The organism is Actinomadura chibensis NBRC 106107 (genome assembly GCF_001552135.1).
Taxonomy (GTDB): Bacteria; Actinomycetota; Actinomycetes; order Streptosporangiales; family Streptosporangiaceae; genus Spirillospora; species Spirillospora chibensis.
Genome location: NZ_BCQP01000128.1, coordinates 1 through 1,000 on the forward strand (window position 1 = coordinate 1; position 1,000 = coordinate 1,000).

Below are 1,000 nucleotides of genomic sequence, written 5' to 3' on the forward strand. Positions count from 1 at the left end.
AACACAAAACCCCGAAAGGCCCTGTGAGGACGCTCTGACGGCTTGTAGGCACACGGTTTCAGGTACTCTTTCACGACCCCTCACCGGGGCACTTTTCACCTTTCCCTCACGGTACTGGTCCGCTATCGGTCACCAGGAAGTATTCAGCCTTACCACGTGGTCGTGGCAGATTCACACGGGATTTCACGGGCCCCGTGCTACTCGGGAACACACCCAGAAGCCACTCGAATTTCGTCTACCGGACTCTCACCGTCTACGGTCGGCCTTCCCAGACCATTCGACTACCCGAGCAGTTTGTAACTCCTTGCTGGACTGGTAGACCCAGCCGGATGGTCCCACAACCCCGCACACGCAACCCCTACCAGGTATCACACGCGCACGGTTTAGGCTCCTCCGCTTTCGCTCACCACTACTCACGGAATCACTATTGTTTTCTCTTCCTGCGGGTACTGAGATGTTTCACTTCCCCGCGTTCCCACCAACCGCCCTATACATTCAGACGGCGGCGACACCCCATGACGGGTGCCAGGTTTCCCCATTCGGAAATCCCCGGATCAAAGTCTGGTTGCCGACTCCCCGAGGCATATCGCAGGCTCCCACGTCCTTCATCGGCTCCTGATGCCAAGGCATCCACCGTATGCCCTAAAAAACTTGAACACACAAAACGATCAAAACAAATCGCAGAAGACAAGACCCAACCAGAAGAAGAAACCCCCACCCAACAAAACCGGGAAAGGACTCTTCCGCCAGATCGAGTCTCACCAGAGATGCTCGCGTCCACTGTGCAGTTCTCAAAAAACAACCGGGCCCACCAAAACCACAACCCCGTGAAGAGCCGTGGTCTTGGTCCCGCGATCCGAGGTCACCCAGGCTTAGGTAGCCCGTTCCCTCAGGACCCAACAGCGTGCCCAGCTCCCCTCCCACCCGATACCGTCGTTCCCACTCCGCTCCAACCCTGAGGTTGCAGCGGCGGTACTAGCCGGATCGCATGAGCGATGAG

General features: G+C 57.5%; 1 rRNA gene. It reads right to left on the reverse strand.

Annotation, left to right across the window (positions count from 1 at the left end):
* Window positions 1–657 (reverse strand): 23S ribosomal RNA (locus ACH01S_RS45680); the annotation flags it as partial.
* Window positions 658–1,000 lie beyond the last annotated feature (343 nt).